The following is a 7,676-nucleotide window of genomic DNA, read 5'->3' on the forward strand; positions in this document are numbered from 1 at the left end:
GCACCGCGCACAGTTCTGCACGTACACAGCACCGTTCTGCCAGTTCCGCAGACGACAGGAGGGCCGCACCGGATCCGGTGCGGCCCTCCTGCGCTGTGCCGTGCTGTACGCCGGCCGGCTATTCGACCTCGGCCAGCACCTCCAGCGTCGCGTCCGTGTCCCCGGCGTCCAGCAGCCGCTGCCGGAAGTCCGGGTTCATCAGCTTCCGCGACAACAGCGCCAGGATGCGCAGGTGTTCATCGCCCGCGGCGGCCTCCGGCACCGCGATCATGAACACCAGCCGGGCTTTCGTCCCGTCCACCGAGCCCCACTCGATGCCCTCGGCCGACTTGGCGAAACCGACGACAGGCGCGCTCACCGCGTCCGTCTTGGCGTGCGGTACGGCGATCTCCTCGCCGAGCCCCGTGGTGCCCTGGTCCTCGCGCGCCAGCGCGACGCGTACGAGCTCGTCGGCGTCCGTCACATTGCCGCTCCCGGCGAGCAGTTCCGCCATCTCACGGATCGCCGCTTCCTTGCCGTCCGCGGTGAGCTGCTGCGCGACCGTACGGGCGGTGAGGTAGCCGGAGAGCACCTGCGGAGGCGCCACGGCGGTCCGTACGGACCCCTCCGGAGCCGCTCCCGCCGGTTCGGCCCCCGTGCCGGTCGCCGGACCGGCCGCCGCTGCGGAACCGCCGGCCGAACTGCCCGACGGCACCCCGGCATCCGCCTCCGTACGCGCCCCGCCGGCTCCCGGACTCCGGCCGGTCTTCGTGCCCTTGCCGCCGAGCGACATGAGGGCGACCGTGGCGATCCCCGTCACGACCGCACCGATGACGACCGCGACGAAGAACGGCACGACCCCGCCGACGGCACCCAGTACGGCGACGATCGGACCACCGTGCGGCACGTTGTCCTTGACGGCGAACAGTCCGGCTATCGCGCCGGCGACCGCACCGCCCAGCATGTTCGCCGGGATCACCCGGGCCGGCCGTGCCGCGGCGAACGGGATGGCGCCTTCCGTGATGCCGAAGAAGCCCATGAACAGCGCCGCGTATCCCGTCTCCTGCTCCTGCGCCGTGAACCAGCGCCGGCGCAGCAGTGTCGCCAGGCCCTGGCCCAGCGGCGGCACCGGGATCGCGGCCGCGCACATGCCCATGACCTCCGGGCTCTTCGACACCAGGCCAGTGCCGAAGAGGAACGCGGTCTTGTTCACCGGACCGCCCATGTCGAAGGCGATCATCAGGCCGAGGATGATGCCAAGCAGCGCCGCACTGGCCCCGGTCATGCTGCCGAGCCAGGTCGTCATGTGCTCGAAGAGCCAGGAGATCGGCCGGCCGATCACGTAGATGAAGAACAGTCCGATGACCGAGGTCGACACGATCGGGATCACGATGATCGGCATGATCGGCTGTACGAACTTCGGCACCCGGATCTTCTTGATCCACTGCACCAGACAGCCCGCCAGGAACCCGGTGACGATCGCGCCGATGAAGCCCGCACCGGACTTGGAGTCGTACAGCGCACCGGTGTTGGCGATCCACCCGCCGATCATGCCGGGTACGAGCGCCGGCCTGTCGCCGATCGCATAGGCGATATAGCCGGACAGGGCCGGCACCATCAGCGTGAAGCCGATCGTGCCGATGTCGTTGACGTGCTTCCAGAAGGAGCCGTCCGGAATGACCAGACCGCCGTCGGCCTGCGGCGTGCCGCCGAGCGCGAGCGAGACCGCGATGAGCAGCCCGCCCACCACGACGAACGGAATCATGTACGAGACGCCGTTCATCAGCGCCTTGTAGACCATGCTGCGTTCCTTGCCGCCGCTGCCGCCCGGCCCCGCGGCGGCTCCTCCGCCGGCCGCGCCGCCACCGGCCGCGCCACTGCCGGAGGGGCCCTGGTGCACGGGTGCTTCGCGTACCCGGTCGAGCAGTGCGCCGGGATCGCTGATCGCTTCGGCGACGCCGGTGACCAGCAGGCGTTTTCCGGCGAACCGGTCACGTTCGACGTCCTTGTCGGCCGCGATGATGATTCCGTCGGCCTGTGCGACATCGTTGTCAGACAGTGCGTTCTCGGCGCCGATGGAGCCCTGTGTCTCCACCTTCATGTCGATACCGCGTGCTTCTGCGGCTTGGGTGAGTTTTTCCGCTGCCATGTACGTATGTGCGATGCCCGTCGGGCATGCGGTCACGGCGAGCAGTTTCAGCCCCGACTCGGCCGCCTGCCCCGCTCCATCGCGAGGTCCGGCAGAACTGGTCACGTGTCTCTCCTTGCCTGTACGTCTTCAACTAGGGGGTATACGGGGGGAGTTGAGATCCTGCAAGGGTGTCCTGCACCCGGAGTGTGCGCACCGGAAAACGTGCAGCGGCTGAAAACAGACCGCGGGGAGCCCTTGCCCGTACCCTAGGCAATCCGGTCCCCTGGACGGGCGGTGTAGATTCGTAGAGCACAGACGTCGCTGCTGATGGCGGTCGGCTGGCCCGCAACCGGGCCACCGAGGGAGAGAGGGCCTCCGACGGACTGGCTGCGACCGGGGCACAGGTGTGTCCGCGCAAGGTGATACGCAGGAAGTAGCTCCTTTCGCGCGCTCTGCACCGCAGATGTGCCCCAGCGCCGCGGCACGGACCAGCAAGCCCAACCTCGACATCGAGGAGATGCAGCTCGCATGACGACGACCTCCACGACCATCGCCGGCCTCGACTTCAAGGTCGCCGACCTCTCGCTGGCGACCTACGGCCGTAAGGAGATCAAGCTCGCGGAGCACGAGATGCCCGGCCTGATGGCCATCCGCGAGGAGTACGCCGCGCAGAAGCCCCTCTCCGGCGCGCGCGTCACCGGCTCCCTGCACATGACCGTGCAGACCGCCGTGCTGATCGAGACCCTCGTGGCACTCGGCGCCGAGGTCCGCTGGGCCTCCTGCAACATCTTCTCCACCCAGGACGAGGCCGCCGCGGCGGTCGTCGTGGGCCCCGAGGGCACCGCGGACAAGCCCGCGGGCGTCCCGGTCTTCGCCTGGAAGGGCGAGACCCTGGAGGAGTACTGGTGGTGCACCGAGCAGGCCCTCACCTGGGCCAACGCTGCCACCGGCGGCCCGAACATGATCCTTGACGACGGCGGCGACGCCACGACCCTGGTGCACAAGGGCGTGGAGTACGAGAAGGCCGGCGCCGCCCCGTCCCCGGACACCGCGGAGAACGACGAGCACCGCGTCATCCTCGAGCTGCTCAACCGCACGCTCAAGGAGAACCCGCAGAAGTGGACCCAGGTCGCCTCGGAGATCCGCGGCACGACCGAGGAGACCACCACCGGCGTGCACCGTCTCTACGAGATGCAGCAGGCCGGTGAGCTGCTCTTCCCGGCGATCAACGTCAACGACTCGGTGACCAAGTCGAAGTTCGACAACAAGTACGGCTGCCGCCACTCGCTCGTCGACGGCATCAACCGTGGCACCGACGTGCTCATCGGCGGCAAGGTCGCCGTGATCCTCGGCTACGGCGACGTCGGCAAGGGCAGCGCCGAGTCGCTGCGCGGCCAGGGCGCCCGCGTCCTGATCACCGAGGTCGACCCGATCTGCGCCCTGCAGGCCGCCATGGACGGGTACCAGGTCGTGCGCCTCGAGGACGTCGTCGAGACCGCCGACATCTTCATCACCACGACGGGCAACAAGGACATCATCATGGCCTCGGACATGGCCAAGATGAAGCACCAGGCGATCGTCGGGAACATCGGCCACTTCGACAACGAGATCGACATGGCCGGTCTCGCCGAGATCCCGGGCATCGTGAAGGACGAGCTGAAGCCGCAGGTCCACACCTGGACCTTCAAGGACGGCAAGTCCATCATCGTGCTGTCCGAGGGCCGTCTGCTGAACCTGGGCAACGCCACCGGCCACCCCTCGTTCGTGATGTCCAACTCCTTCGCGAACCAGACGATCGCCCAGATCGAGCTGTTCACGAAGCAGGAGAACTACCCGACCGACGTCTACGTGCTGCCGAAGCACCTGGACGAGAAGGTCGCCCGTCTCCACCTGGACGCGCTCGGCGCCCGGCTCACCACCCTCCGCAAGGACCAGGCCGACTACATCGGCGTCCCGGTCGAGGGCCCGTACAAGCCGGACCACTACCGCTACTGAGCACGCCCGCTCTGACGTCCGCCAGGCGTCGGTGAGCGTGCGCCGCACAGCGGCGACAGCACGGTGACCGAAGGCCCCCGCCCCCGTGGCGGGGGCCTTCGGCGTGCGGCGAAGGCCCGAACGTAGGCTCGTCGCATGCCCCGCGGCCGTTATTCGCTCCACGATCCGTACGACCACACTCCCCTCGGGGAAGAGCACTTCCAGTGCGCCACCGGCCCTTCCGGCTGGCGCTACTTCTCACAGATCACCACCCCCTCCGGCGAGCACGCCGGCTCCGTCGACCTCACCCTCGACGAGCTCGGCCGTCCCATCCGGCTCGAACTCCACGCCGGCGCCTGGCAGGTGAAGGGCGCGGCGCTGGACGGAGTGACCTGGGTCCGTACCGACCCCACGGGCGAGCACGCCCAGGAGGGCAACGTCGCCGCGCACTCCTTCACGGGGGCTTCTCCCGCGTTCCTCGTCGCGACGGCCCGGATGCTGCGCCCGGCGGCCGGGGATCCCGCCGTACGCGTCCGGCTCGTCTCCTTCGCACCCCCCGTCCTCGCACCTCGTACGCTCGACCAGTCGTGGGCGATGCTCGACACAGAAACACACGCCACTGACAACGGCCCGCTCTTGGTGGAGAGTTACCAGGTCAGCGAGGTCGACACGGGGGAGGCGCACCCGGTGCACCTGGCCGGCGACGTGGTTCTCGCCGCGCCCGGCATCGAGCTGGAAGACCTCGAGAACCCGCCCTCGGCATTCCGCTGACAGCCCGCCGGCGCACACAGTCCGGCCGACACGCACATCCCGGCCGACGCGCGACGACCGGAGCGCACCTCACGACGGCGGAACGAATCCCGTACGGGGCTTCTCCCGCTTCTCCGGGGCCGGCGACGCCGGAGGCGGCCCCGAACCGGCAGCCCCGGCCCGCTCGCCGGCCCCGCTGCCGTCCGCCCGCGCGGGAGCCGCACCGTCCTTCGGCCCTTCCGGCCCGAGCTGAGGCTCCTTCCACGCTCCCGGCTGCTGCGGCTCAGGGGGCGCGAAGGCCGGGGCCCCCGCGGAACCGCCGGCGGCTCCCGTACCGAAGGCACGTTGCGCATCGCGGGACTGCCGCTCGGCGACGACACCCGCCAAGTACGCACCCGCAGGCACCCCTTCGGGCGCCGGCGTCCCCGTCCACGCCGTGACGTCGGCCGCCAGCCGTTCCGCCATCGAGTGGCCGACCGCCGCGTCCAGCTGCGGCGCACGCAGCAGGTACTGCCGTATGGCGAGCCACAGCCCGTCCGGAACCCGCGACAGATCCAGCCCGCTCAGCCGGTCCGCCAGCCACGGCGGGGCCGGAGGCAGCACAGGCACGGCGTTCCGCGTCTCCGGCACCCGTTCCCGTACGACGAGCGTGCCCGCGAAGACATCACCGATCCGTCGCCCCCGCGCGGAGATCAGTGACGCGGCACAGGCCAGCACCCCGAAAGAGGCCTGCAGCTCGATCACACCTATCGCCCCGCGCACCAGTGCGTGCCGGAACCGGATCGGCCCGCCGTCCTCCCGTACGACGCGCAGTCCGCATATCAGCTTCCCCACGGAACGGCCCCTGCTGAGCGTCTCCACAGCGACCGGCCCACCCACCAGCACAAGAAGAAACAGTGCGACCTGTACGGCGGCGAGAGCAGCGGAGTCGAGCGAAGCGGTGGCCGTCAGCAGCACCATGGTGATCACCAGGTACACGCCCCAGGCCAGCACCAGATCGACGCACACAGCGAGTGCCCTGCTCGGCAGCCGCGCCGGACTCAGCCCCAGGACGACCGCGTCCCCCGTCACGAGATCGCTCACCAGTGAGTCCTTCCCCTCGTCCCCCTCGGCTTTTCGTACAGACAGTCTGCCGTGCAGGCGTGCTGATCTGCCAAGCTCTGCACCATGGCCATGGACCTGGACGTCTTCGTCTCCGCCCACCGCGCGGAGTGGGACCGGCTGGACGAACTGCTGCGCCGCCGCCGCAGATTGACCGGCGAGCAGGCGGACGAACTGGTCGCGCTCTACCAGCGCACAGCCACGCACTTGTCCCAGCTCCAGTCGAGTGCCCCCGACCCCGTACTGACCGGCCGTCTGACCTCACTGGTCGCCCGCGCGCGCAGCGCTGTTACAGGCCCCCGCACCGCCGGCTGGCGGGACGCGGCACAGTTCTTCACCGCGGGCTTCCCCGCCGCCGTGTACCGCAGCCGCCACTGGTGGGTACCGACAGCACTCCTGTCAGTGGTCGTCGCGGCACTGCTGGGCTGGTGGGTCGGCACCCACCCGGGCGTCAGAACTGCCATCGCCGCCCCGGACGAACTGCGCGAGCTGACGCGCCCCGGCGGCCAGTACGAGTCCTACTACTCCAGCCACCCGGCGGCCTCCTTCGCCGCACAGGTGTGGACGAACAACGCCCAGGCGACCGCTGTCTGTCTCGCCTTCGGCGCGTTCCTCGGGCTCCCCGTGCTCTGGGTGCTCTTCCAGAACATGCTCAACCTGGGACTCGGCCTCGGTCTGATGCAGTCCGCAGGACGGCTCGACACCTTCCTCGGCCTCCTCCTCCCGCACGGGCTCCTCGAACTCACCGCGGTGTTCGTCGCCGCCGGTACGGGCCTCCGCCTCGGCTGGACAGTCATTGACCCCGGGCCGCGCAGCCGGCGCACCGCACTCGGAGAAGAGGGCCGGGCGGCGATCGGCATGGCCATCGGCCTGGCCGCGGTGCTCTTCGTGTCGGGCGTCATCGAGGCCTTCGTGACCCCCTCGGGCCTGCCCACCTGGGCCCGCATCACCATCGGCGTCGCAGCCGAACTCGCCTTCCTCGCCTACGTGTACGTGGTGGGCCGCAAGGCGGTCATGGCCGGGGAGACGGGCGACATCGCGGAGGCGGACCGCCCGTCCGAGGTACCCACCGCGGCGTGATGTGCGTCCACCGGAGGTGAGCTGCTACTGTTCTGGCCGCCCCGGAAAGCCATTGACTGTGGCTGGCCAGGGCACTAGATTCAAACGGTTGCCCCCGAGCTGGACGAGCCGGGAAGCGATGGTCTAGGATCTTCAACGCTTCGGACGCGGAATTCGAAATCCCACGCGGATATCGAAATTCATGGAGAAGCACCTCCGAAATTCAACCGGAAATCATCTGGTAGAGTCGGAGCCGCCGGAAGGCCGAAAGGCCGGAAAGCGAAATCCCGCCGACAGGGAATCGGGCACGAAAGAGTCTGATAGAGTCGGAGACACCGAAGGGAAGCCCGGAGGAACCGGCCAGAGCATCTGGCAAGGCCAAAGGAAGCGTCCGTTCCTTGAGAACTCAACAGCGTGCCAAAAGTCAACGCCAGATATGTTGATACCCCGTCCACTCGTGGACGAGGTTCTTTTGAGAATACACAGCGAGGACGCTGTGAACCGGGAGATTATTCCTCTCCCGGTTCCGCTCTCGTGTGTGTTGCACCGGATTACCGGTACACATTCACGGAGAGTTTGATCCTGGCTCAGGACGAACGCTGGCGGCGTGCTTAACACATGCAAGTCGAACGATGAAGCCCTTCGGGGTGGATTAGTGGCGAACGGGTGAGTAACACGTGGG

General features: G+C 68.7%; 5 protein-coding genes and 1 rRNA gene (1 of these 6 only partly in view). 4 read left to right on the forward strand and 2 right to left on the reverse strand.

The window, feature by feature from the left end; all coding sequences use genetic code 11:
- Positions 1–118 precede the first annotated feature (118 nt).
- Positions 119–2,233, reverse strand: coding sequence for a fructose-specific PTS transporter subunit EIIC (locus AC3AGO_RS21075; protein ID WP_487821780.1), 2,115 nt, complete (start codon positions 2,231–2,233; stop codon positions 119–121).
- Positions 2,234–2,638: 405 nt separating this feature from the next.
- On the opposite strand from AC3AGO_RS21075, the gene ahcY reads away from it, so the two are divergent.
- Both ahcY and AC3AGO_RS21085 read left to right on the forward strand, forming a co-directional pair.
- Positions 2,639–4,105, forward strand: a complete 1,467-nt coding sequence (ahcY, locus tag AC3AGO_RS21080; RefSeq protein WP_487821781.1) for an adenosylhomocysteinase — start codon at positions 2,639–2,641, stop codon at positions 4,103–4,105.
- 135 nt (positions 4,106–4,240) lie between these two features.
- Positions 4,241–4,855 carry a hypothetical protein gene (locus AC3AGO_RS21085; RefSeq protein ID WP_487821782.1) on the forward strand — a complete coding sequence of 205 codons (615 nt, stop codon included), beginning with the start codon at positions 4,241–4,243 and terminating at the stop codon, positions 4,853–4,855.
- A 69-nt stretch (positions 4,856–4,924) separates the two neighbouring features.
- Here the strand turns inward: AC3AGO_RS21085 and AC3AGO_RS21090 are convergent, their stop codons facing one another.
- Complete coding sequence (locus tag AC3AGO_RS21090) at positions 4,925–5,917, reverse strand: RDD family protein (protein ID WP_487821783.1); 993 nt, start codon at positions 5,915–5,917, stop codon at positions 4,925–4,927.
- A 90-nt stretch (positions 5,918–6,007) separates the two neighbouring features.
- Here AC3AGO_RS21090 and AC3AGO_RS21095 point away from each other — a divergent pair, with 90 nt between their 5' ends.
- Both AC3AGO_RS21095 and AC3AGO_RS21100 read left to right on the forward strand, forming a co-directional pair.
- The gene (locus tag AC3AGO_RS21095) at positions 6,008–7,015 is read left to right on the forward strand and encodes a stage II sporulation protein M (RefSeq protein ID WP_487824742.1); all 1,008 of its coding nucleotides are present in this window, start codon (positions 6,008–6,010) and stop codon (positions 7,013–7,015) included.
- A 543-nt stretch (positions 7,016–7,558) separates the two neighbouring features.
- Positions 7,559–7,676: ribosomal RNA gene (locus tag AC3AGO_RS21100) — 16S ribosomal RNA — on the forward strand; it runs 1,411 nt beyond the window's last position.

It is taken from the genome of Streptomyces sp. BL1 (assembly GCF_057628045.1).